This is a genomic window from Williamsia maris, from assembly GCF_024171815.1.
GTDB classification, from domain to species: domain Bacteria; phylum Actinomycetota; class Actinomycetes; order Mycobacteriales; family Mycobacteriaceae; genus Williamsia_A; species Williamsia_A maris.
Map to the genome: position 1 here is coordinate 1,375,053 of NZ_JAMTCJ010000001.1, position 20,891 is coordinate 1,395,943.

A 20,891-nucleotide genomic window follows, 5' to 3' on the forward strand; every position below is an offset into this window, starting at 1 on the left:
GGAAGGCGCAGACATGGGCAGATTCCACCGGCACGACGACGGTGTCGAACACAGCCATGCCCACACCGACCACGGCGACATGTCGGGCTACGACACCGACACCGAACGCGTCGACGTGCTCGACGCGATCTTCGGTGAGAACGATCAGCGCGCCGACTTCAACCGCACCGCGTTCGACGCCGCCGGTGTGCGTGCGATCAACCTCATGAGTTCGCCGGGATCGGGCAAGACCACCGTCCTCGTCGCGACGCTGGAGGAGCTGGCCGAGGAGATCCGGTTCGGGATCATCGAGGGCGACATCGCCACCGACCTCGACGCCGCGAAACTCGCCGGGCGGGGCGCGCAGGTGTCGTTGCTCAACACCGAGGACGGTTTCGGCGGTGAATGCCACCTCGACGCACCGATGGTCAATCGCGCCCTGCAGGGCCTCGATCTCGACGCGCTCGATCTGGTGATCATCGAGAACGTGGGAAACCTGGTGTGCCCGGCCGAGTTCGATGTCGGTGAGCACGCCAAGGCCATGGTCTGGTCGGTCACCGAGGGCGAGGACAAGCCCATGAAGTATCCGGTGATGTTCCGCAGCGTCGAGGTCGTGCTCATCAACAAGATCGACCTGATCCCTTACCTCGACATCGATCTCGACGACTACATCGTCGCGGTGCGCACCGCGAACCCGACGGCCCGGATCATCCCCGTCAGCGCGAAGACCGGCGAGGGGATGGCCGAGTGGTACGAGTGGCTGCGCGATCGGTTCCCGTCCGCCTGACATCGGTGGACAACTGCGTGATTGTCCCCAACCACCGCGGTTGTGTCCGATGTGTTCGACATGTCCGACATCGTCCTGCGACACTGACCAGATGTACGACACAGCAGGGGTGGGACTGCGGTGGCGACGGTGACGATTCCCTCGCCGCCGCCGGAGACGGTGAAGGTCGAGGGGGATCCGGGGGCAGCCGAGGCCATGGCCGCGCGCTTGACCAGTGCGGCGAGCGCGACCGAGGGGCAACAGGATTTCGCCACCGGTTCTGCCGTCTCCGGTGTCGGTGACGGCGGAGGAACGTGGTCAGGCCTCGGAGCGTCGGCATACCGCGGCGCGATCGCCCCGTTCGCCTCCGAGACGTCCACGGCCTACACCGGACTCACCCGTGGCGCCAAGGCGATGCGCGCCTACGGCGACGCACTGGTCGATCTGAAGAGGACACGTCAGGATCTGGATGAGCGGAGAGGTTCCCTGGCCCAGGCGATCTCCGTGTTCGCCGACGAGGTCCGCTCGTGGGAGGGCAAGGACATCCCCGCCGAGACACTCGCCGTCCTGCAGTCGCGCTCCTCCGATCTCCAGCGCGAGGTGCAGACCGTCACCGACGAGAACCAACGATTGGCGAGCGCCACCGAGTCCAACGAGCGGTCGTTCGTCTCCGCACTCGGTTCCTACACGGGTGTGGCGGCCTCGGGCGCAACGATGGCGGCGAGTGGGTACGACCCGTCGACTCTCGTCCGGTCAGGGCTCGACAAGGTCGGTCGCGGAGCGCATCCGGAGGACATCGACGATCTCAGCCCCGAGCAGCGAGCGCAGTGGTGGGCCGCGTTGAACCCGGCCGAGCAGGAAGCAGCGATGCAGGAGTTCCCCGAGTACCTCGGTAACGGCCAGGGCCTACCGGCGTCGGTGCGCAACGACGCGAACCTGCAGAATCTCGACCGGGACATCGCCCAGTCCGACGCCGTGATCGCGGGCGGCGCCCTCGCCGATCCCAGGCGTTACGTCGACGCGGAGAAGACGTTGCGCAACGCCCGATCGGTGAAGTCGACGATCACGACGACGCAGGAGGACCGACCCGGCGTGCCGATCCAGTTGTACGGCTACGACGCGAACGCGTTCGGCGGGGACGGCAAGGCCATCGTGTCGATCGGCGATCTGGACACCGCGCGCGACGTCGCCTGGAACGTTCCCGGGATGACCACCGACATCTCCTCGATCGAAGCCAACGTCGGTTCCGCCGGCACTCTCCACGATCAGGCGTCCAGGCTCCCCAACGGCTCGACCTCGTTGGCGTCGGTGGCGTGGATCGGGTACGACGCACCCAGTGGAGCCGACATGGGAGCCGTCGCCGCACCGGGTGCCGCACGAGATGGCGGCAACCTGCTCGCCGCCGACATCCAGGGGTTCACCGCCGCTCGCGACCAGGCGGGGCTCGGCCAGGGATCCGGAGCGTCCGACCATCTCAACCTGAGTCTCATCGGTCACAGCTACGGCACACCGACGGTCGGGTGGGCCGGCGACGACGGTCGACTGTCCGCCGACGTCGACACCGTCACGCTGCTGGGGTCACCCGGTACCGGCGGCGTCACCGACGCAGAGGAGTTCGGCATCGGAGCAGAGAACGTCTACGTCGGTTCGGCCGCGAACGACTTCGTCGGACACCTCGGGAGTCCGAACAGCGTCAACGCGTTCGGGATGAGCGGCCTGGGATCCGACCCTGCCACCACGGCGTACGGCGCGGAGCGGTTCCGCGCCGAGGGCGGCGACACGACCGCGCTCATCGGCAACCACAACAGCTACTACCAGGAAGGGACCGAGTCGCTGAAGAATCTCGGCAAGATCGTCGCCGGGCACGGGGACGACATCTCCCACGAGAACCGACGGAGTCCGTTGGACGTCCTCGAAGGTGCCGTCACACAGCAGGATCCAGCAGTGGAGTCCCGGGAGGACGGCAAATGATGAATCAGCACCTGCCACGCAGACGAACGATCGTGATCGTCGCGGTGGTGGTCGCTGTCCTGGTTGTGGTGGCGAGCGCGATCTTCACCTCCAGCAAGGACGACGCACCGTTGCCGAACTCGACCGAGAAGGTCGGGAAGGACGACCCGCTGACCGCAGCGCAGGCCACCGAGGTCCGAAACGGGGCTCACACCCTCACCGTCGAGCTCGTGGACCGGATCACGTCCGACGGCCGGGACGTGGACCGGGACAGGTCCTACGAAGCCTGGTCGGTGTGCACGGCCAAGCAGGAAGACCTGTTCGAGCCCACCTACAACGGCATCTACTACCACGCCACGGTGTTCGTGACCACATCTCGACCCGTCTTCACCCCCGAAATCCGCACCCTGACAGGCGATGTCGGTGTCACCTGGAACTCCGACGACGACGAGAAGGGCACGCGCGGCATCTACACGGTGGAGGTTCCCGGCGGCGAGTCCCTGGGCGTGAACGTGGACAGTCCCTGCTACTTCCTACGGGACGCAGGGACGCAGGGGCGCGCCGAGGCGACGAAGAACGTGACCGGTTTTCTCCGTCAGGAGTGGCGGCGATGACCGCGGGCGACGACGATGCCGCCTTCGTCGACGCACTGCTGCGCCAGACACAGCAGGTGCTCGGCGACTCGCGGATCCACTACGTCCGGGTGCACCACGCCGGTCCCCCACCGACAGCCGAGGCGGGCGGGTCGATTCCGGATCCGGAGTCGGGTGCGACGTCAGCCGGTGCGCACGCGGCGTGGGTCCAGACATCGGAGCTCGCCGCCGTGCTCGGCGAACTGTGGGCGCACGCCTGGCTGCCCGATCCGCCGACCGTGGTGGGCGTCCGGTACGTCGACACCTCCGGGCACCTCCGTGCCGAGGTCACCGCGCACTCGCCGTCCGCGGTATCGGCCGCGGTCGCCACCGCGCTGGACCGGTTGCTCGTGCGGGGGTTCCTCCCGGACGACGACGCGTCGACTCCCACCGTCGTCCGCGCGCGCCGCGGTGACCACGACCTCGTCGTCGACTCGAGCGGGACCGGGGTGTCGATCACACTCTCCACGGATCTCGACGTCGACGAGAGCACCACGCTCGATGCCCTGACCGAACTCCCGACCCAGCTGTCGCTGACCTCAGACGGTCGATAGGAACCTGACCATGCAGATCGACAGACCACGTGTGAACGCGATCGCGACACGGTGGGACGAATGCCACTCGGCGCTGACCGAGACCGCGAGAACAGTCGGCGACTCCAGCGGCGACTGGGCCCCGACGGTCCGCGGCGCCGTCACCGCGTTCGCCGACTCGTGGGGACGCGACCTCGCGCAACTCGCCGCGGAAGCGGCGACGACACAGCAGATCCTCGACACCGCGGCCGCGAACTACGCGATGACCGACGAGGAGGCCGCGGAGAGGATGCGGCAGGTCCAGAAGTCGGTGGCGCCATCGCGGTGACGACCGGCGACAGTAGGGTCGGCGACATGACTGCTCCCCTGCGTGTGGCCGTGATCGGTGCCGGCCCGTGGGCCCGCGAGACCCACATCCCCGCGCTGTCGGCACATCCCGGCGTCGAGCTGGTCGGTGTGTGGACCCGGCGACCGGAGGCAGCCGAGGACCTGCCGGTGCCCCGCTTCGACAGCGTCGAGGCCATGTTCGACGGGTGCGACGCGGTGTCGTTCGCGGTGCCGCCGGAGGTACAGGCACCCCTGGCGGTCACGGCTGCCCAGGCCGGTAAGCACGTGATCCTCGACAAGCCCATCGCCGACACGGTCGAGGCCGCGGAGGCGATCGTCGCCGCCGTGCACGCCGCCGACGTGCGGTCCATCGTCACGTTCACCCGCCGGTACGCACCGGAGACCCGCGCGTTCGTGGCCGCGGCGCAGGCGGGTGAGTACGCAGGCGGTCTGGGTCGATGGATCTCGGGCGCTCTTCTCGGCGGCCGCTATTCGTCGTCGCAGTGGCGTCGGGACGGCGGCGCGCTGCTCGACGTCGGCCCGCACGTCATCGATCTGCTCGACGCTGCGCTGGGTCCGATCACCGAGGTGATCGACGCTCGACTCATCGCCGCCGACGATCTGTGGCACCTCACCCTCGGACACGCCGACGGTGCGACCTCGACGGCGCAACTGTCGCTTCGCGTCCCGGCTCAACCCACCGTCACCGAGTTCTCGGTGCACGGTCACGACGGGGTCGTGACCCTCACCGACCGCACGACAGGCTCGGTCGAGTGCTTCACGACTCTCGTCGACGAATTCCGTACGGCCATCGCGACATCGACCGACCATCCACTGGACGCCGCCCGTGGACTGCACATCCAGCGGATCATCGGCGAGGTCCAGAGCCGCGTCACATAGGTCGGGTAGCCGACGAGGCAGCGCCGGCGACGGTCGGGAGAGACCATCGCCGGCGCTGCGTGCACCTCGTGCGTCAGCGACGCGCGAGTACGACGTGCACGAACGTGCGGTCGTAGGTGAAGCCCCACGCGCGGTGCGCGGCGTCGTAACGCGGGGTCACCCGGTGGCCGCGGTAGGTGAAGGGCCGGTAGTCGGGCCGGGAGATGGTGATCTGACGCTGCTGCTGCGGCTGCTGTGCGCGGGGTTGGGTCTGGAACGAATGCCCCTGCTGCGGTGCGGCGGACGCGGTGCCTGCGCTGACGCCCAGCCCCAGCAGTGCGGCTCCGACGAACCCTGCGGCCATGGTCGAGGTGGCAACCTTCTTGATGTTCACGTCTACTCCTGTTTCTCCGGCCGGTACGAGAACCCCGGCAGCGAAATACGCTTCCGCTGAGGAGAAAACTAGGAGTCCGAGCTGTCAGCAGCGTGGCTGCGAGCTGCCAGATCCCTGTCAGCGCGGCGGCCGCGACGGTAGCGTGTGGACCATGACTGCACCGAAGCATCCCGCGTACGAGACGCTGCGCACGGTCACCCCGTTCGCATCCGTCGTGCTCTGCAACAACCCGGGGATGATGGAACTCGATGGCACCAACACCTGGGTTCTGCGTGCACCCGGGCACGCCGATTGCGTCGTCGTCGACCCGGGGCCCAAGGGACACAAGAAGCATCTGCGGACGGTGGCCGAGCAGGGTCGCGTGGTGCTGACGCTTATCACCCACCGCCACGCCGACCACACCGACGGCATCAAGAAGTTCCACGCGCTCACCGGGTCCCCTGTGCGGGCGCTGACCGCGAAGTTCTGCCGAGACGCCGATCCGCTCACCGACCGCGAGGTGATCGTCGCCGCCGGACTGCGGATCACGGTGTTGCGCACGCCGGGTCACACCGCGGACTCGGTCAGCTTCCTCGTCGAGCACCTGGCGAAGGGCGACCCGGCCAACACCTCCGGGGTCGAGCCGGCTCGTGTCATCGGGCGCGCGATGTGCACCGGCGACACCATCCTGGGAAGCGGCACAACCGTTCTCGACCCGTCCGACGGCGGACTCCGCGACTACATGAACTCACTCAACCGGTTGATCGTCGAGGGTGAGGGGTGCGCACTGCTGCCCGGTCACGGTCCCGACCACGCAGACCTGATCCCGGTGGCCCGCTTCTACAAGACCCATCGTGAGGAACGGATCGACCAGATCCGCGCCGCCCTCGCCGACCTGAACCTGACTGCGGCACAGGCAAAGCCGATGAAGATCGTCAAGAGGGTCTACTCCGACGTCGACAAGAAGCTGTGGCCCGCCGCGCGAATGTCGGTCAAGGCCCAGCTGACCTATCTGCAGGAGGTCTGAGCCGGCGATGACCGCACCCCACTGGACCGAGTACGCGTGGGTGGACGACGCCGATGTGGGTGTGGAACTCGCCGTCTGCTGCCTTTCCGTCGCCACCAAGATCACGGTCGACGAGATCATCGGACTGCTCCCGTCGGAGCACGAGAGCTTCTCGGCGTCGCACGATGACCTGGACGACCGCATGATGGAGCAGCGGGACATGCACCTGGTCGGACTTCTGCAAGTAGGTGACGCGGTCGTCCTCTTCGAGCCCAACGGGTACATGGGACAGGAGCTCGACGTCATGGGGCCCGTGTCCATGGGGCGTGACGTGGCCAGCTACTACTACGGCGGCCATGGGGTGTCGGGGTTCAGGTGGTACTCGAACGGGGAACTGCGGGCCGACTTCGAACCGGCACAAGCCATCGGGCGTGACGACCCGGAGATCCCCCGCGCGCTCATCGCGGCAACCGAGGAGATCGGCGGCTTCTGGTTGTTCGACGGAGAGCCCGACGATCTCCCGGACCCCGATTGGGACTCACTGCATACGATCGAGGGATCACTTGCGTTGTGCGAGTGGGTCACCGGAGTCCGTGTGACGAAAGAACTGCTACGGGACTCCACCTACCAGGGTTGGGCCACCCCGGCCCCCTAGCGACGGGCCGCGAACGCGCGCCGGTCGTTCGCGGCCGCCGATCAACGGACCGACGTTCAGCCGACCTCGACGATCATCTCGACCTCGACGGGCGAACCCAGCGGCAACTCGGCGACGCCTACCGCCGACCGTGCGTGATGCCCGGCCTCGCCGAAGATCTCACCGACGAGGTCGGACGCGCCGTTGATCACGGCGGGTTGCCCGGTGAAACCGGGTGCGGAGGCGACGAATCCGACGAGCTTGACGACACGGACGAGCGAGTCGATGCCCACCAGACCGTTGACCGCGGCCAGCGCGTTCAGCGCGCACAGGCGTGCGGCCTCATGGGCCTGCTCGGGTTTGATGACGCCTTCGGCGCCCTCGGAGACCTTGCCGTGGAACGTCAGCTCACCGTCGACCATCGGGAGCTGGCCCGAGGTGTAGACCATGTTGCCGCTGCGCACCGCCGGGTAGTAGACCCCGAGCGGTGCGACCACCTTGGGCAGTTCGATTCCGAGATCGGCCAGTCGCTGCGTCCACGACTGCTGCGCATCGGACATCGCGATCAGCCCTTCGCGCGCTTGAGGTAGGCGACGTGCTGCTCACCGGTGGGGCCGGGCAGGACGCTGACCAACTCCCATCCATCGACCCCCCAGGTGTCGAGGATTTGCTTGGTGGCGTGGGTCAGCAGCGGCACGGTGGCGTATTCCCACGCAGTCAGTTCACTCATGGGCTCACCCTATCGGGGTGTGACGGACACATCGAGGCCCCGGCGAAAGGTCATCGACGTCACTCACCTCGCTACGCCGATCGCGGGGGTTCGCGGTGCGCTCGCCGATACAGTCGACAGGTGTCATCACAACCGCTTTCCGATCTACCGGGCGCCGGCCTCGCGCCTGCCGGCTGGCCCGACTCCGCGCGAACCGCGCGTCTGCATTTCGTCTCGGGCAAGGGCGGAACCGGCAAGACCACGGTCGCCGCGGCGCTCGCTCTGACGTTGGCCGGCGAGGGCAAGAAGGTCCTGCTCATCGAATGCGAGGGCCGTCAGGGCATCGCGCAGCTCTTCGACATCCCGCCGCTGCCGCCGACGGAGACCAGGGTCGCCACCGCGCAGGGCGGCGGTCAGGTCAGTGCGCTGGCCATCGACATCGAGCACGCGCTGCTCGAATACCTCGACATGTTCTACAACCTCGGGTTCGCCGGTCGCGCGATGCGCCGCATCGGTGCCATCGACTTCGTGACCACGGTCGCCCCCGGCCTCCGTGACGTGCTGCTCACCGGCAAGATCAAGGAGTGCGTCGTCCGCACCGACAAGGCCGGCGCGCAGGTGTACGACGCGGTCGTCGTCGACGCGCCGCCGACGGGCCGCATCGGCAACTTCCTCGACGTCACCTCGGCGATGTCGGATCTGACCAAGACCGGCCCCATCCGTAACCAGAGCGACGGCGTGGTGAAGCTGTTGCACTCGGAGCTCACGGTCGTCCACCTGGTGACGCTGCTCGAGGCGATGCCGATCCAGGAGACCATCGAGGCCGTCACCGATCTGCGGGACAAGAAGATGCGGGTGGGTGCGCTGATCATCAACCGGGTCGCGCCACCGCATCTGAGCGAGGCCGCGGTCGACGACGCGGCCGAGGGCGTCATCGACGCCGCCACGATCGCCGAACACCTGTCGTCGGCCGGGATGACGGTGTCCGACGCCGACCTGCAGGGACTGCTGACCGAGACGATCGAGCACGCGTCGCGGGTCCAGGCGCAGCAGGTGGCCAAGGCCGAACTCGACGAGGTGGACGTCTCCACCATCGAGATCCCGTCGTACGACGACGGGGTCGACCTCGGCGGGGTCTATGAGATCTCCGCCCTCTTGGAACGGGCGGGTGCGTGATGGTTGCCGTGCTGAAGATGGGCGAGGTCCTCGCCGACGAGCAGACCAAGGTGGTGATCTGCTGCGGCGCGGGTGGCGTCGGCAAGACGACGACCGCCGCGGCGATGGCCGTGCGCGCCGCCGAGCGGGGCAGACGGGTGGTGGTGTTGACCATCGACCCGGCCAAGCGGCTCGCGCAGTCACTCGGGATGACCGAGCTGACCAACGCGCCCCAGCCGGTGGAGATCGACGGGCCCGGGTCGCTCGACGCGATGATGCTCGACATGCGTCGGACCTTCGACGAGATGGTGACGCAGTACTCGACGCCCGAACGCGCCGAGGCCATCATGAACAACTCGTTCTACCAAACCGTGGCGACGTCGTTCTCCGGGACGCAGGAGTACATGGCGATGGAGAAGTTGGGGCAGCTCCTCGCCGAGGACAAGTGGGATCTCGTCGTCGTCGACACCCCGCCGTCACGGAACGCGCTCGATTTCCTGGATGCGCCGGCCCGGCTGGGTTCGTTCATGAGCGGTCGGTTGATGAAGCTGCTGATGGGCGGCGGGCGCGGGGTCGGACGTGTCGTCACCGGGGTGGTGGGCCTCGCGATGCGTGGCGTCTCGACGATCGTCGGCGGTGACACGCTGCGGGACGTCTCGACGTTCGTGCAGTCGCTCGACGCGATGTTCGGCGGGTTCCAGGAACGCGCCACGACGACCTACAACCTGCTCAAGCGGCCTGGCACGCAGTTCGTGGTGGTGGCCTCGGCCGAGCCGGACGCGCTGCGCGAGGCCGCGTTCTTCGTCGACCGGCTCTCCGAGGAACAGATGCCGCTGGCGGGACTACTGCTGAACCGGACGCATCCGAATCTGACGTCGATCACCGCAGATGCCGCGCGGACCGCTCTGGATTCGGTGGACGACGAGCTGACGCGGGCCGTGTTGACGATTCACGCCGAGCGGACGACGACCGGTCGACGCGAACTCCATCTGCTGCAGAGGTTCACCGCGTCGCATCCGGCCGTCCCGATCATCGGGGTGCCGTCGCTGCCGTTCGAGGTGGCCGACATGACCGCGCTGCGCGCGGTGGCCGAACAGATCGTCGGTCAGAAGAGCTAGAGAGCAGAGTTCAGACGGCGTCGGCGTGCCGACGGCGCTGGCTCTCGAAGAACTCGCCCCACGAGGTGACCTCGGGGTGCTGGCGCAGCAGCGCGCGCCGCTGACGCTCGGTCATACCGCCCCAGACGCCGAACTCGACCCGGTTGTCGAGGGCGTCGGCGCCACATTCGAGCTGTACCGGGCAGTGCCGGCAGATGGTGGCCGCCTTGCGCTGGGCCGCGCCGCGGACGAACAGCTCATCCGGGTCACCCCGCGGCATCGTGCCTGGGCCACCCACGCCAATCGGGTGTCGGTCTCACCGGTTGTCTCGCCGTGTGTCACTGCCGCGTTCGCCATGTGCCGAACCCCTGTCTGCCGCTGTGCGTCGTTCTTGAGGGCAAGCCCCGCCACTTTCGTGACCAAATGTTACGTGAGTCACATTCTGTACAACAATCTAGGTTTTGCGATGATCGATCGTCAAGTCGGGGTCCCGGGGAAAGTGGGACCGCCGTCGGAATCCGATTCGTCGGGTTCGAGGTACGGGGTCCGCGGCGCCATCCGTTCGTGAGTCGTCACCGATGGTTGACCCGGTCTCTCAGATCGGACCCGTATCCTGAGTTCCGTGTCCGATCAAACCCACCGCACCCCGCGATCGAGGGCCCTCTGGGTCCTGCTCGCCTGTTGCGCGCTCGCCGGCGTCCTCGTGGCCGCCCTGTTGTTCCCCGCGGCCGGAGGGTTCGGGCTCCTGACGAACAAGGCCGCGACCACCGTCGAGAACTCGTCGTCCGAGTTGCTCGACGGCACGGTCCCGGAGGTCACGACGATGACCGACTCGACGGGTAAGCCCATGGCCTACCTGTACGACCAGCGGCGCATCCAGGTGGACTACGACGACATCTCCCCGGACATGATCCGGGCGATCATCTCGATCGAGGACAAGCGCTTCCTCGAGCACGACGGCGTGGACTGGAAGGGCACCATCCGCGCGTTCCTGAAGAACTCGTCGTCGGGCGAGGTCCAGCAGGGCGCGTCGACGCTCGATCAGCAGTACATCAAGAACTATCAGCTGTTGGTGCTGGCGCGGACCGAGGCCGACCGCGAGGCCGCCATCGCCACCACCCCGGCGCGCAAGCTCCGCGAGGTGCGCATGGCACTGACGCTGGAGCAGACGCTCACCGATCAGATCATGCGCGACAAGAACATCGACAAGGCCGCGGCAAAGCAGGAGGCGAAGAAGGAGATCGTCACCCGCTACCTGAACATCGTGCCGTTCGGCAACGGCGCCTACGGCATCGAGTCCGCGGCCCGCACCTACTTCAACAAGTCCGCCAAGGATCTCGACGTCCCGCAGTCGGCGATGTTGGCCGGCATGGTGCAGTCCAGTTCGGCGCTCAACCCCTACACCAACGTCTCGGGCGTCACCGATCGTCGAAACCTCGTGCTGGACACGATGATCGCCAACTTCCCGAACCGCGCCGCGGAGTTCGCGGCCGACAAGTCCAAGCCGCTCGGCGTGCTGCCACAGCCGCAGTCGCTGCCACAGGGCTGCATCTCGGCCGGAGACAACGGGTTCTTCTGCGACTACGCGCTGCAGTTCCTGGCCGAGAACGGACTCAACCGCGACGCGGTGCTGCGCGGTGGCTACACGATCCGCACGACCCTCGACCCCCAGGTCCAGGCGTCGACGAAGAGCGCCGTGCAGGCCGTCGCCAGCCCGCAGCTGACCGGAATCGCCAACGTGATGAACGTGATCAAGCCCGGAAGCACGAGCCACGACCTCCTCGCGATGACCTCGAGCCGCGACTACGGGCTCGATCAGCGGCGGGATCAGACCGTGCAGCCGCAGCCGTATTCGATGGTCGGCGACGGCGCCGGGTCGATCTTCAAGATCTTCACGGTCGCCGCGGCGATGCAGAAGGGACTCGGTTCGTCGGCGTCCCTTGACGTCCCGACGACCTACCAGGCCAAGGGGATGGGCTCGAGCGGTGGCGTCAACGGGTGCCCGGAGAACACCTACTGCGTCAAGAACGACGGCAAGTACCCGCGGACCATGTCCATCACGAACGCCCTTGCGCAGTCTCCCAACACCGCATTCGTCAAGCTCCTCAACGAGGTCGGCGTGCCGTCCGCGGTCGACATGGCCGTCAAACTCGGTATGCGTTCCTACGCGCAGCCGGGCACGTCGGGCCAGGGCGATCTGAGCCTGGCCGACTACGTCAAGCAGGGCAACTTCGGTTCGTTCACGTTGGGCCCCAACGCGATCAATCCGCTCGAGCTGTCGAACGTCGCGGCCACCCTGGCGTCGCACGGCACCTGGTGCCCGCCCAACCCGATCAAGTCGATCACGCAGAAGAAGCGGGATCGCAACGGCAACACGGTGATCGGCACCAACGGCGAGCCCGAGGTCACCGCGGTGGCGTTCACCCCACCCGCCTGCGAGCAGGTGGTGGAGCCGGGTCTGGCCGACACGTTGGCCAACGCGATGTCCGCCGACGACCGTGGCGGCGGAACGTCGGCCGGTGCAGCGTCGTCGGCCGGATGGAACCTGCCGTTGGCGGGTAAGACCGGCACCACCGAGGCGCACCGCTCCTCGGCGTTCCTCGGCTTCACCAACAACTTCGCCGGTGCCACCTACATCTACGGCGACACCACGAGCCCCGAGGACATCTGCTCCTCGCCGCTGCGCCAGTGCTACGGCGGCGACCTGTACGGCGGTTTCGAACCGGCGCGGACCTGGTACAACGCGATCCTGCCGGTGGCCAACAAGTTCGGTCCCACCTCGTTGCCGCCGACCGACCCGAAGTACGTCGAGGGCAGCCAGAACGGTCGGGTCCCCGACGTGACCGGCCTGTCCGCAAGTTCGGCGACCGCGCGTCTGCAGGAGAACGGCTTCAAGGTCGAGCAGTCCACCACGACCAGTCCGCAGTCGGCGGGCACCGTGGTGTCGACCAGCCCGTCCGGAACGGCGGTCCCCGGCACGACGATCACGATCTACGTCAGTGACGGTCAGGGGCGGGTGGCGACGCCGGAGCGCAACCTGCCGCGTCTCCCGCCGACGACCATTCAGCTCCCCGGTATCGGACCGATCGTCATCCCCGGGTCACCCTGACCGGTAGGGCTACTGCAGCGCCGAGCGGACGGCTGTCGACAGACGCTTGCCGTCCGCTCCGCCTGCGGCACGCTCGGTCACGATCTTCATGACCTGACCCATCTGCTTCATCGCGGGCGGCTCACCCAGATCGGCGGTGACCTGCGCGATCGCGTCGGCGACCAGCGCGTCCACACCGGCGTCGTCGAGGGGCGCGGGCAGGTAGCGGGAGATGATGGCCGCCTCGGCGCGCTCCTTGTCGGCGAGCTCGCTGCGGTTGTTCTCGTCGAAGATCGACGCGGACTCGGCCCGCTTCTTGTTCTCCCGCATCAGCAGCGAGGTGACCTGCTCGTCGCTCAGCGTGTGAGCCGCCGACCCGGAGACCTCCTCGGCCCCGATCGCGGCGACGACCATGCGCAGGGTGGCGACGGTCTCGGTGTCGCGGGCCTTCATCGCTGCGGTCAGGTCGGTGCGGATGCGGGCTTTGAGAGCTGAGTCGTCGGTCATGAGGCCACGGTAGTGCCCGTCCGCGGATGTCCCCGCACCATTTTCTTTGCCGAGTCCGCTGGTACTTCGGGTACCCACCGGGTCGGCCATCGGTATCCTGACCAGATGGCTGACGTCGACATCAAGCGAATCCGTGACGCACTGGCCGGATCTCGCCGCCCCGCGGGTACCCCGCAAGCGACCGTGGCGCGTGTCGCCGCGGCGTCTGCCGGTGCCGCCGTGGCGGGGGTCGCCTACGCGACCCTCATCGAGCGCAACGCCTTCACGCTGCGCCACAAGACGATGTCGGTGCTCGAGCCCGGCGCCGGCACGCTGCGGGTGCTGCACATCAGTGACCTGCACATGCTGCCCGGCCAGCGCCTCAAGCAGGCATGGGTCTCCGAGCTGGAGTCGTTGGAGCCCGACCTCGTCGTCAACACCGGCGACAACCTCGCCCACCCGAACGCTGTCCCGTCGGTGATCCAGTCGCTCGGCGGGTTGTTGTCGCGGCCGGGTCTGTTCATCTTCGGTTCCAACGACTACTTCGGCCCGACCCCGAAGAACCCGTTGAAGTACTTCAACAAGAACCACAAGCGCGTCCACGGTGAGCCGCTGCCGTGGCAGGACCTGCGCGCGGCGTTCACCGAGCGCGGCTGGCTCGACGCGACCCACACCGTCCGCGAGCTCGAGGTCGCAGGCGTGCGGGTGGCCGCCGCCGGCGTCGACGATCCGCACCTGGGTCGCGACCGCTACGAGACCGTGGAGGGGCGCCCCAATCCCCTGGCCCATCTGCGGCTGGGGCTGACGCACTCGCCGGAGCCCCGCGTGCTCGACAAGTTCGCCGCCGACGGTTACGACCTGGTGATGGCCGGGCACACTCACGGTGGTCAGCTGTGCGTTCCCGGGTTCGGCGCGCTGGTGACCAACTGCGAGATCGACCGGTCGCGGGTCAAGGGCCCGTCGAACTGGGGCTCGACGATGAAACTGCATGTCAGCGCCGGACTGGGCACCTCGCCCTACGCGCCGTACCGGTTCTACTGCCGCCCGGAGGCAACTCTGCTCACGCTCACCCCGGTGTCGCACGGCGACGCCGAGTACGACGAGGAGCAGTCGTTGCCGCCGCTGACCGCGGGCCAGCGCCACTGACGCTCGTCGATCAGCGTGCGTGCTGCGGCACGTGCCCATCGCGTGCGTGCGCCGGCACGTGCGTCTCGGTGATACCCCACTCCTCGTCGAGGAGCTCTTCAGCGGTGTCCAGCGTGCTGCGTCCGCGACGGATCGCGATCACGTAGAACGCGGCTCCGACGATCAGCCACGCGAGCAACACCAGCGTCGCGTGACCCGTGGCGTGGCCGTCGAAGAACACGACGTTGCGCAGCAGCGTCCCGGTCGCGCCCGGCGGCAGGTACTGACCGATCGCGCCCCACGGCTGCGGGAGCAGGCTGGGCGAGCTGGTCAGTCCCGACAGCGGGTTCCCGAGCACGATCAGTGCGAGTCCGGCGATGCCGAGGCCGGCTGCGCCGAGCAGGGTGCGGAGTCCGATGACGCCGAAAGCCGTTGCCGCGATGCCCAACATCGCCGCGCCCGCCGCCGGCCAGAACTGACCGTCGAAGGTACCCAGGACGAACCGCAGGATCGTGGTGAGGGCGAGGCCACCGACGACCGCGAACGCGAGCGTCGACACGACGAGAGTCCGCGGATTCCGCAGCACCATCATCATCACCAACGCCCCGATCCATCCTCCGAGCGCGAGTGGCAGGGCCCCGGCCGCGAGACCGGCGCCGCGGGGGTCACCGCCGCCGAAGCCGCGGACGTCAACGGTCGTGCTGGTCGTGTTCTGCGAGGACGCGATCCGCGTGCCGACGCCCTCGATGAGGGTGGCGACCGACGTGCTGCCCGCGGTCGTGACCATCGTCGTGATGCCCGTCCGGTCGACGATGAGGGCGCCGTCGAGGTCTCGGGATTCGATCTGCGATCGCGCTGCGGCGGCCGACGCAGGGTACGAGACGTCGAAAGCGCCGGGCTGCCGGGTGTCGAGCGACCGGGCGAGTTGTTGCGACGTCGTCGGGGCCGCGACCACGCCGAACCGCAGATCGTGCGGCTTCGAGTGCACGCCGGGAAGCGCGAAGGCCAGGAGCAGCAGCGAGAGTGCCGCGGTCAGGCCGAGCACGACTGCCACCTGGCGGAGCGGCTGACGGGCGGGAGAGTCGGCCATGGTGCCTCCTTTTAGATACGGATAGTTTCTTATGCTCCGAATGCTAGATTGCTTCTGCGAGATACGCAACGTTTCTTATCAACCTGTGGGGACGGAATGACATCCACACGACGCCGTGGCCCCGAACTCGACGACGCCATCTACCGGGCCGTGTTCGGCGAACTGGTCGACCACGGATATGTCGGACTCACCTTCGAAGGCGTCGCCCGGCGTGCCCAGACCAGCAAGCCCGTGCTCTACCGTCGGTGGCCCAACCGCCTCGACATGGTGGTGGCCGCGCTGACCAGCGCGAGCGACGACGTCATCCAGGCGGCCGACACCGGTTCTCTCGCAGGCGATGTCGAGGCCACGCTGCAGCTCGTCCTCAACCGGCTCGAATCCATGGGGCGGTCCATCGCACTGGGGGTCCTCGCCGACGCCGCCGCATCCCCGGGAACCGGAACCCTGCGCATCCTGCAGATCAAAGGCGTCGCGCTCAGTGACGCGATCCTCGACCGGGCCCGCGCGCGCGGCGAGATCGGGCCGGCGCCGCTACCGGAACGAGTCCGCTCGCTGCCGTTCGATCTGGCGCGCTACGAGTTCCTGGTCAACGGCGATCTCACCGCCGACGCCATCCACGACATCGCCACCACGGTGTTCTGCCCCCTCGTCACGCTGATCGCCAGCGGCTCTGACCAGCCGATTTAATACCGATTGCGGTGTGGATGTAGGCTGATCGAGGCTGTCCGCGAGAGAGTGCGATGCGGATGGAAGCCACGGGGTGTGGCGCAGCTTGGTAGCGTGCTTCGTTCGGGACGAAGAGGTCGTGGGTTCGAATCCCGCCACCCCGACGTGTTGGTTGAGACACAGAAGAGGCCCTGACCAGGGAAACCCGGTCGGGGCTTCCTCGTTTCCGGCGTCTTCCGAATTGGGTTCCAGTCCGCACCGCACGGCCGCGATCTCTCTTGTCCGCTAGCTACTATCGGGCGCGTGGGAATTGAGGGTCTGGACGAGCGGCAGCAACTGGCGTTCATTGCCGAAATCGATTCGACCCGAAATCTGTTGGCGTACGGGCTTCGTGCACTCCGCACCGATGCGCTGATCGACAACATCCAGTATCCGCTACTGACCGTGTTGTCCATCGGCCTCGACAAGCTCAAAAAATCTCGCACTCGGGCTGACCGCCTTGGACGACCCGCAGCAGCGTGACGCACCGCAGAGGTACTGGATCGCGGTGGAGACAGTGGCATACAACGCGTCCGAGAACTTACGGCAACTTCGCGCGAACCGCTTCGATGATTCATCCAGCGCCGCCGCAGACAGGACGCTGCGTCTCGCACTAAGGGACCGCATCGCCACCTCGATCGAGGTGGCCTGGGACACCGTGGCCCAGTGCGGGAGAATGCGTGCCTTCGGACCCGCAGGAGAGGCCTTCGGCCAGGACGTTCAGCCCGCCGCGGTCGGACGACAGTGAACCCTCCGACGCGCGCGTCGAGCCGTCTCAGGTCGTCCACCCCGGGTCAGGTCGTGACGCGTTTCGGTTCGGCCGACATCGGTTCCGCGGGTTCCGCCGGGATCTGTTCGAATACGACGTCGAGGCCCTTGGCTTTCATTTCCTTCGCGAGGTTGAGTTCGTACAGATACTTGAGTTCACGGATCGCGGCGGGGATGACATAGAACGGCGGTGCGATGAGCCACGGAAGGTTCCAGCCGATGAAGACGATCCAGAAACCGAACCAGCCACCTTGGATGTCTTCCCAGCCGCGGTACCAGACGTGTGCGATGAAGATCAGGTTCGCAAACGTCATAGCCCAGAGGTAAAGGATCGCGATCCAGTTGCCGGCGATCCGACGCCCGGAGCGCAGCAGGTAGATGCCGAACAGTCCGATCGGACCACAGGACGCGGCACAGATCTCGATGGCCATGGACGCTGCGTCGTTGGTCAGGTAGCGGGTGTCGGCGCGCCCATACATCCACCACAACCACAGCCAGTGGTCGTCGGCCGTCGCACCGTGAATGGTGCCGGTGAAGTTCAGCACCACCCAGGAGATCTCCCAGAAGCACTCGATCGCGACGGACATCCCGAAGAAGAGGAACACCATCTCGGCGCCCCGCTGCAATCGGGTCCGATTCTCGCCGGGATTGTCCAGGAGCGCGATGAACGGCAGGAATAGCGTCGGCAGGATGACCACCAACGCGATGACGTCGGAGGTCGGCTGCACAGGAATCAGATCGAACCCGATCAGTATCCACGCGAGCACGTTCAAATTGGCATACATGCCCGCCCACACGAAGATGGCTTTTCGACGTCCGGTCATGGGAAGCGTCAGGTTGTGTTCTGTGAAGGTGTAGCTCACGTGCATTGGTCCTGTCTGTTGTCGGATTTGTTCAGGGAATGAGCGTCGTTCGCGCTAAAGGGGAGTGAGTTTGTCAACGAGCCAACGACCGTCGACCTGCAGCGCGGTCACCTCGACTCGGCTCCCGGTGGTCGCGGGTTTGGGTTCGGTGGCGGTGGTGGTCACCTGGTTGAGGAACAGCAGCATCGTCACGCGATCGCGCTGTCGGCTCACCACTGAATTACCGACGACGCTGACGCGGGTGACGACTTGCTTTTGCTTGGCGCCCGGGATGATCGTGTTGTTGATCAGATTGGTGTAGTCGGGGCGGAAGTTGTCGGTCAAACCCTTTTCGGCAGTGGGAAGTTGGTTCTCGGCGTCGGCATAGTCGTAGGAGAGCATCGAGACGACGGTGGTGGCGACTGCCTGTTGTGCCGCGGCCGAGTTCTGGAGTGCACGCTGGTCTCGGTTGTCGTTTCGCACGATGACGCCGGTGATCGTCGTTGTGACCGCGAGAACGACCAGTACTGCGGCTGCGGCGATGCGCACCCTGGGGGATCTCCAGCGGCGTCGGCGGTGCACCCCGTCATCGGGGCCATCTGACTCAGCGCCGATGCCGCCATCGTCGCCGTCGGGTTCCTCTGCGGTGTCGGGCTTCTCGTCGACGGTCGGAGGCGGAGCCACGTCGGGATCAGTGTCTGCGGGTGTCGTCGGGTGCGGGCGGCTGAGCTCGATGGTGCCCAGGCGGCCTAGACGCAGTGTGCTCATAAGACGAAGTCGACTTTCGACAATGTGGGCGGTGCCCCGTTGGTGACGGTGACGCGGAAGCGGTAGTCACGGGCTTCGGGTTGCGGTGACCCCTGGTTCTTGATGTCGGCGTGTGCGGCGATGAGCAGCGTGGCGGTCTTGTCGTCGAACCGCTCGACCCCGACCGAGACGATGCGGCCGGTGGATGTCACGCCTGCTTCTTTGACGACCTGTGTGTAGGAGGTCGATCGGCCCCCGAAGTCGGCTTTGAAGTCACCGCTCGAGCGTGCGAGCAGCGTCTTCACGTCTTTGTCGGCCGAGGTGGCGCTGATGGTGGTCAGCGCTGTGATGCCGGCGCGCCCGGCGTCGATGTAGGCGGCGCGCAGCGAGTCGGTGGCGTCGATCTGCGATCGGTCATGCAGACCGATGCCGAGGAAGACCGATCCGGCTATGGCGGCGCCGACGCACACCAGAGCGGTGGTGACCCCGGCGGCGGTTCGCGCCCGCGAGCGGGGGGCGTCCGTGTCGGTGGCCGGCTCGTCGTCGGCGGCGGGCGCCGCGACGGCGGTGGCTCCCGGTTTCGCTGGTTCGCTTGACGTCTCGGCAACGGGTTGGGTCAGTTCTGTTGTGTCGTCATCAACTGATGCCATGAGTCGCCTCCGTTCTGATCGGTGGGGGTGAGAAGTGCGCTGCGATAGACGGATCCGTCGGGTCCGACGTACTTGCCGCTGCTGGGGTCGTAGTCGGCGGGTGCGATCGCCGAGGCCAGTCCCTGCTTGTCGGGTTGTCCGGATCCGTCGATGCTGGAGGGAAGTGGCCCCTTGGGTTGGTAGCCGTTGGGATCTCGACACAGTTCGGGTGTGGGCGCGCGGCGGCCGGGGAACTCCATACACGGAAGGTTTCGCGCGCCGCGGGCGTAGATGGGTGCGTCCTGCGGGATCTTGCAGTACTGGTCCGGCGGGGTGGGGATGACCGACACCTGGTCCGGTGAGCGCCGTTCGGACGCAGGCATGTAACCGGTTGTGCACGCAGGCGGGGCGCCGATCTGAGACACGAAGTCCGCAGTCGCGGCGCCGTCTTTCGCACCGCGGTTCAAGGTGGTTTGCAATGCCGCGAGCAGAGGCGGGAGCAACACCAGGATCTGCTCGAGTCCCGGGTTGTAGGTGACACCGACCTGTCCGACGCTGATGAGGTTGGCCAGCAGCAGAGGAATCGAGGGACTGATGCCGTCGAGCAGTTGTTGGGCGTTGGCGGTGGTTGCGGGTGTCTGGTCGAGGATGGAGCGGACGTTGGCGTCGCGGTCTTTGACCACACCCGTGAACGAGGCGAGTTGACGGGCCCATTCCGCGATCGGTGCGCGGTTGTCGGCGAGCGGTTGAACGATCGCGGTGAGTTTGCGGATTGTGGTCTCGATGTCACCGGTGTGATCGTTGGCGGTGTCGGCGATGGATCGAATGGAATCGACGAGGGACGCCAGGTCGTCCTCGGTCCCGACAAGGCTGGTGAAACTGGTGCCGATGAGGCTGCGCAGTTTGCCCTGGGGAATCGATGCGAGCAGGTCGTTGGCCTGGGTGAGCAGGGGGCCGACCTGGGTGGGGATGGTGACCGAGGTGGCGGGGAGGTTGTCGCCGTCGCGAAGGTAGGGACGGGACGTCGTGGTGGGGACGAGGTCGATGTACTGCTCTCCGATGGCGGACATGCTGTGTACGTCGACGCGGAGTCCGGCGCGCGGAATCCGGACGTTGTCGTCGACTCGCAATTTCGCAACGACGCCGGAGTCGTCGAGTCCGATCGTCGTCACGATGCCGACGGTCGCACCACGGTAGGTCACGTTCGCACGTTCGTACACGCCTCCGGCAGAGGGCATGTGGGCCGTCATGGTCATCGTGCCGATGCCCACGGTCTGCGGGATCTGAAGGTAGACGACGGCCATCACGGTGATCGAGACAATCGAGATGGTACTGAGGATGCTCAGTTGGATCTTGATGATGCGCCGCATG

General features: G+C 66.9%; 23 protein-coding genes, 1 tRNA gene and 1 pseudogene. 15 read left to right on the top strand and 10 right to left on the bottom strand.

Features of this window, described 5'->3' with window-relative positions:
• The first annotated feature begins 13 nt into the window (after positions 1–13).
• The 6 genes from hypB (at position 14) to LX13_RS06600 (ending at position 5,087) form a co-directional block, all read left to right on the top strand.
• Complete coding sequence (gene hypB, locus LX13_RS06575) at positions 14–766, top strand: hydrogenase nickel incorporation protein HypB (protein ID WP_253660456.1); 753 nt, start codon at positions 14–16, stop codon at positions 764–766.
• A gap of 129 nt (positions 767–895) precedes the next feature.
• Positions 896–2,716 (top strand): alpha/beta hydrolase, encoded by a 1,821-nt coding sequence (locus tag LX13_RS23410; protein WP_253660457.1) that lies wholly within the window; start codon positions 896–898, stop codon positions 2,714–2,716.
• Positions 2,713–3,309, top strand: a complete 597-nt coding sequence (locus tag LX13_RS06585; RefSeq protein ID WP_253660458.1) for a hypothetical protein — start codon at positions 2,713–2,715, stop codon at positions 3,307–3,309. The genes LX13_RS23410 and LX13_RS06585 overlap by 4 nt, the downstream gene beginning before the upstream one ends.
• The gene (locus LX13_RS06590) at positions 3,306–3,881 is read left to right on the top strand and encodes a hypothetical protein (protein ID WP_253660459.1); all 576 of its coding nucleotides are present in this window, start codon (positions 3,306–3,308) and stop codon (positions 3,879–3,881) included. Before LX13_RS06585 ends, LX13_RS06590 begins: the two co-directional genes overlap by 4 nt.
• Before the next feature lie 10 nt (positions 3,882–3,891).
• Positions 3,892–4,188 carry a type VII secretion target gene (locus LX13_RS06595; RefSeq protein ID WP_253660460.1) on the top strand — a complete coding sequence of 99 codons (297 nt, stop codon included), beginning with the start codon at positions 3,892–3,894 and terminating at the stop codon, positions 4,186–4,188.
• A gap of 26 nt (positions 4,189–4,214) precedes the next feature.
• Positions 4,215–5,087 carry a Gfo/Idh/MocA family protein gene (locus LX13_RS06600; RefSeq protein ID WP_253660461.1) on the top strand — a complete coding sequence of 291 codons (873 nt, stop codon included), beginning with the start codon at positions 4,215–4,217 and terminating at the stop codon, positions 5,085–5,087.
• Positions 5,088–5,160: 73 nt separating this feature from the next.
• Here the strand turns inward: LX13_RS06600 and LX13_RS06605 are convergent, their stop codons facing one another.
• Positions 5,161–5,460 carry a hypothetical protein gene (locus LX13_RS06605; protein WP_253660462.1) on the bottom strand — a complete coding sequence of 100 codons (300 nt, stop codon included), beginning with the start codon at positions 5,458–5,460 and terminating at the stop codon, positions 5,161–5,163.
• A gap of 151 nt (positions 5,461–5,611) precedes the next feature.
• Between LX13_RS06605 and LX13_RS06610 the strand changes: the two genes are divergently transcribed.
• Positions 5,612–6,466, top strand: coding sequence for an MBL fold metallo-hydrolase (locus LX13_RS06610; protein ID WP_253660463.1), 855 nt, complete (start codon positions 5,612–5,614; stop codon positions 6,464–6,466).
• Positions 6,467–6,473: 7 nt separating this feature from the next.
• The gene (locus tag LX13_RS06615) at positions 6,474–7,100 is read left to right on the top strand and encodes a DUF6461 domain-containing protein (RefSeq protein WP_253660464.1); all 627 of its coding nucleotides are present in this window, start codon (positions 6,474–6,476) and stop codon (positions 7,098–7,100) included.
• A gap of 56 nt (positions 7,101–7,156) precedes the next feature.
• Here LX13_RS06615 and LX13_RS06620 read toward each other — a convergent pair whose 3' ends face one another.
• Positions 7,157–7,639: a RidA family protein gene (locus tag LX13_RS06620; protein WP_253660465.1), complete on the bottom strand. Its 483-nt coding sequence runs from the start codon at positions 7,637–7,639 to the stop codon at positions 7,157–7,159.
• 5 nt (positions 7,640–7,644) lie between these two features.
• Positions 7,645–7,809, bottom strand: a complete 165-nt coding sequence (gene sp36, locus LX13_RS06625; RefSeq protein ID WP_253660466.1) for a Sp36 family protein — start codon at positions 7,807–7,809, stop codon at positions 7,645–7,647.
• Positions 7,810–7,929: 120 nt separating this feature from the next.
• Between sp36 and bagA the strand changes: the two genes are divergently transcribed.
• Both bagA and bagB read left to right on the top strand, forming a co-directional pair.
• Positions 7,930–8,964, top strand: a complete 1,035-nt coding sequence (bagA, locus tag LX13_RS06630) for an ATPase BagA (protein WP_253660467.1) — start codon at positions 7,930–7,932, stop codon at positions 8,962–8,964.
• Positions 8,964–10,061, top strand: a complete 1,098-nt coding sequence (gene bagB, locus LX13_RS06635; RefSeq protein WP_253660468.1) for an ArsA family ATPase — start codon at positions 8,964–8,966, stop codon at positions 10,059–10,061. The genes bagA and bagB overlap by 1 nt, the downstream gene beginning before the upstream one ends.
• A 10-nt stretch (positions 10,062–10,071) precedes the next feature.
• Here bagB and LX13_RS06640 read toward each other — a convergent pair.
• Positions 10,072–10,397 (bottom strand): annotated as a pseudogene (locus LX13_RS06640) (WhiB family transcriptional regulator).
• Positions 10,398–10,662: 265 nt separating this feature from the next.
• Between LX13_RS06640 and LX13_RS06645 the strand changes: the two are divergent.
• Positions 10,663–13,149, top strand: a complete 2,487-nt coding sequence (locus LX13_RS06645) for a penicillin-binding protein (protein ID WP_372499846.1) — start codon at positions 10,663–10,665, stop codon at positions 13,147–13,149.
• Between the two features lie 9 nt (positions 13,150–13,158).
• On the opposite strand, the gene LX13_RS06650 is transcribed toward LX13_RS06645, so the two are convergent.
• Positions 13,159–13,635 carry a GatB/YqeY domain-containing protein gene (locus LX13_RS06650; protein WP_253660469.1) on the bottom strand — a complete coding sequence of 159 codons (477 nt, stop codon included), beginning with the start codon at positions 13,633–13,635 and terminating at the stop codon, positions 13,159–13,161.
• Positions 13,636–13,740: 105 nt separating this feature from the next.
• Here LX13_RS06650 and LX13_RS06655 point away from each other — a divergent pair, with 105 nt between their 5' ends.
• Complete coding sequence (locus LX13_RS06655; RefSeq protein WP_253660470.1) at positions 13,741–14,760, top strand: metallophosphoesterase; 1,020 nt, start codon at positions 13,741–13,743, stop codon at positions 14,758–14,760.
• A 10-nt stretch (positions 14,761–14,770) separates the two neighbouring features.
• Here the strand turns inward: LX13_RS06655 and LX13_RS06660 are convergent, their stop codons facing one another.
• Positions 14,771–15,829, bottom strand: coding sequence for an ABC transporter permease (locus LX13_RS06660; RefSeq protein WP_253660471.1), 1,059 nt, complete (start codon positions 15,827–15,829; stop codon positions 14,771–14,773).
• A 96-nt stretch (positions 15,830–15,925) separates the two neighbouring features.
• Between LX13_RS06660 and LX13_RS06665 the strand changes: the two genes are divergently transcribed.
• From LX13_RS06665 to LX13_RS06675, 3 genes are all read left to right on the top strand, one after another.
• Positions 15,926–16,516 carry a TetR/AcrR family transcriptional regulator gene (locus LX13_RS06665; protein WP_253660472.1) on the top strand — a complete coding sequence of 197 codons (591 nt, stop codon included), beginning with the start codon at positions 15,926–15,928 and terminating at the stop codon, positions 16,514–16,516.
• 69 nt (positions 16,517–16,585) lie between these two features.
• Positions 16,586–16,659 (top strand) — tRNA-Pro (locus LX13_RS06670).
• A gap of 139 nt (positions 16,660–16,798) precedes the next feature.
• Entirely contained in the window at positions 16,799–17,017 is a 219-nt protein-coding gene (locus LX13_RS06675) for a hypothetical protein (protein WP_253660473.1), read from the top strand.
• A 311-nt stretch (positions 17,018–17,328) separates the two neighbouring features.
• Here the strand turns inward: LX13_RS06675 and LX13_RS06680 are convergent, their stop codons facing one another.
• The 4 genes from LX13_RS06680 to LX13_RS06695 are packed head-to-tail and all read right to left on the bottom strand — an operon-like array spanning position 17,329 to position 20,890.
• Positions 17,329–18,165 (bottom strand): hypothetical protein, encoded by an 837-nt coding sequence (locus LX13_RS06680; protein ID WP_253660474.1) that lies wholly within the window; start codon positions 18,163–18,165, stop codon positions 17,329–17,331.
• A gap of 54 nt (positions 18,166–18,219) precedes the next feature.
• Positions 18,220–18,912 carry an Rv1363c family protein gene (locus LX13_RS06685; RefSeq protein ID WP_253660475.1) on the bottom strand — a complete coding sequence of 231 codons (693 nt, stop codon included), beginning with the start codon at positions 18,910–18,912 and terminating at the stop codon, positions 18,220–18,222.
• The gene (locus tag LX13_RS06690) at positions 18,909–19,541 is read right to left on the bottom strand and encodes an Rv1363c family protein (RefSeq protein ID WP_253660476.1); all 633 of its coding nucleotides are present in this window, start codon (positions 19,539–19,541) and stop codon (positions 18,909–18,911) included. The genes LX13_RS06685 and LX13_RS06690 overlap by 4 nt, the downstream gene beginning before the upstream one ends.
• Positions 19,508–20,890, bottom strand: coding sequence for an MCE family protein (locus LX13_RS06695; RefSeq protein ID WP_253660477.1), 1,383 nt, complete (start codon positions 20,888–20,890; stop codon positions 19,508–19,510). The genes LX13_RS06690 and LX13_RS06695 overlap by 34 nt, the downstream gene beginning before the upstream one ends.
• Position 20,891 lies beyond the last annotated feature (1 nt).

Coding starts and splice junctions, on each gene's coding strand:
- LX13_RS06690 (WP_253660476.1), bottom strand. CDS start 19,541: ATGGCATCAGTTGATGACGACACAACAGAACTGACCCAACCCGTTGCC.
- hypB (WP_253660456.1), top strand. CDS start 14: ATGGGCAGATTCCACCGGCACGACGACGGTGTCGAACACAGCCATGCC.
- bagB (WP_253660468.1), top strand. CDS start 8,964: ATGGTTGCCGTGCTGAAGATGGGCGAGGTCCTCGCCGACGAGCAGACC.
- LX13_RS06590 (WP_253660459.1), top strand. CDS start 3,306: ATGACCGCGGGCGACGACGATGCCGCCTTCGTCGACGCACTGCTGCGC.
- LX13_RS06615 (WP_253660464.1), top strand. CDS start 6,474: ATGACCGCACCCCACTGGACCGAGTACGCGTGGGTGGACGACGCCGAT.
- LX13_RS06665 (WP_253660472.1), top strand. CDS start 15,926: ATGACATCCACACGACGCCGTGGCCCCGAACTCGACGACGCCATCTAC.
- LX13_RS06610 (WP_253660463.1), top strand. CDS start 5,612: ATGACTGCACCGAAGCATCCCGCGTACGAGACGCTGCGCACGGTCACC.
- LX13_RS06600 (WP_253660461.1), top strand. CDS start 4,215: ATGACTGCTCCCCTGCGTGTGGCCGTGATCGGTGCCGGCCCGTGGGCC.
- LX13_RS06595 (WP_253660460.1), top strand. CDS start 3,892: ATGCAGATCGACAGACCACGTGTGAACGCGATCGCGACACGGTGGGAC.
- LX13_RS06695 (WP_253660477.1), bottom strand. CDS start 20,890: ATGCGGCGCATCATCAAGATCCAACTGAGCATCCTCAGTACCATCTCG.
- LX13_RS06620 (WP_253660465.1), bottom strand. CDS start 7,639: ATGTCCGATGCGCAGCAGTCGTGGACGCAGCGACTGGCCGATCTCGGA.
- LX13_RS06685 (WP_253660475.1), bottom strand. CDS start 18,912: ATGAGCACACTGCGTCTAGGCCGCCTGGGCACCATCGAGCTCAGCCGC.
- LX13_RS06660 (WP_253660471.1), bottom strand. CDS start 15,829: ATGGCCGACTCTCCCGCCCGTCAGCCGCTCCGCCAGGTGGCAGTCGTG.
- LX13_RS06585 (WP_253660458.1), top strand. CDS start 2,713: ATGATGAATCAGCACCTGCCACGCAGACGAACGATCGTGATCGTCGCG.
- LX13_RS06655 (WP_253660470.1), top strand. CDS start 13,741: ATGGCTGACGTCGACATCAAGCGAATCCGTGACGCACTGGCCGGATCT.
- sp36 (WP_253660466.1), bottom strand. CDS start 7,809: ATGAGTGAACTGACTGCGTGGGAATACGCCACCGTGCCGCTGCTGACC.
- LX13_RS06650 (WP_253660469.1), bottom strand. CDS start 13,635: ATGACCGACGACTCAGCTCTCAAAGCCCGCATCCGCACCGACCTGACC.